At 29.0% G+C, this 1523-nt stretch carries 1 protein-coding gene; it reads right to left on the reverse strand.

Annotated elements, in window-relative coordinates; translation table 11 throughout:
* Positions 1 to 1408 (reverse strand): DUF4435 domain-containing protein (locus PTI45_RS01105; protein WP_069325711.1); only part of this gene is annotated, 1408 nt, incomplete at its 3' end.
* Positions 1409 to 1523 lie beyond the last annotated feature (115 nt).

A 1523-nucleotide genomic window follows, 5' to 3' on the forward strand; every position in this document is an offset into this window, starting at 1 on the left:
AAATATTTTTGAATTTTTCTTCAGAAAATCTCATTTCAATTTTCAATTTTATTTCTTCACTACTCACTTTATTATCAAACTTTATTTTACTCAATTGATGATTAATCTCGATTGCTACTGCTTCTGCAACTTGTGAAGCAATGCTTCCTTGGAAAATATTTTTTATAAACGATTTTACTTCTTCAATAATACTAATATTGTAACCTAATCTTTCCTGCATAAAAGCTAAAAGCTCTTCGACTATAAATAGATTTTCTACTTCTGCTACTTTCAAAGAAAATATACCTTCTTTTTCTAAAGAATCCAGCTCATTTTTTGGTCTAAAGTCTCTATCTATAATTCCATAAACCTCTATATTTTGTAAACTTTTATATCCCTTTTTAGATTTCACATACTTAATAACTTGTGAACATCCTCCACAAGGGATTACATGATAATTTTGATCTTTATATAATTCTTGATAAATCAGGTAATCAAGACTTTCCTTTGTTCCTTCTACAAATATCGTCTTTTTCTGTGTACCGATGAGTTCAAATAATAGTCCTTCAGGAATATCGGAATAATCATTTAAAGGTAAAAATTCATACTCCCATTTTCCAATACCATCAAAAGATTTCACCCATAAGATTTCGCTAACACTCCTTGATACAGCGAAATCAAGATCATGAGTAATATACATAAATACACAATCTTGTCTCGCTTCTTCAAGTTTGTCCCACAATTTATTCAAAATTGCTTTATGTATATGTAGTTCTGGTTCATCAATTATTATTAAAGAATTGTTTTTAAGCGATAAAATTTGTGTTATTAAATATAGAATCACACGTTCTCCATCACTCATTTCCTTTGCGTGATATCTATTATTTTCAAAAAAAGCATGTACTTCATTACCTGATAGATCAAGTGTTCTTTTAGGAATTAGATAATTCCAAATATCTTCTGCATGTTGTTTTAAAGATTTCTCTACGGGGGGTAATTCTTTGCCTTCATTTTTAGCTCTAGTACAAAACTCATGATAATTCTCTAATAATTTATTATTTCTTGCAAAAAAAAGTGATAAAACTTTGTCATAGTCATTTAGTAAATGCGTTGCCGGATTACCGCTATAACGATTATCTCTTTTAGTACTACCTGGATAATCGCTTCCAATAGATGCTTCTTTTTCTGATGCTTCTAAGCCTTTAATAATCAAACTTTGATTTAAAGTTAATGACTTTTGAGCAGTAATTCTATGAACTGATAATAAAGAGTTGTTATGCATAGAATTGAAGTTTGGATCATTTAATTCCTCAATTTTAACACTTAATCTAGTCTTACCTGCTCCATTAGCTCCTAATAATACTATTGGTTTTCCAATTATGAAATTTTTGAAATTTTCTTCAGGTAACTTTACTGTTATTATACTCATAATGGAGTTTAAAGTTAATTAAAACTAAAACTCCTCTCTCATTATTTAAGCATGAAATTGCATACCATCCAACACTTCTGCTACATAACCTGCACGAATTACAAAATCACCGAAA

Origin of the sequence: Paenibacillus nuruki, from assembly GCF_001721045.1 — a bacterium.
GTDB lineage: Bacteria > Bacillota > Bacilli > Paenibacillales > Paenibacillaceae > Saccharibacillus > Saccharibacillus nuruki.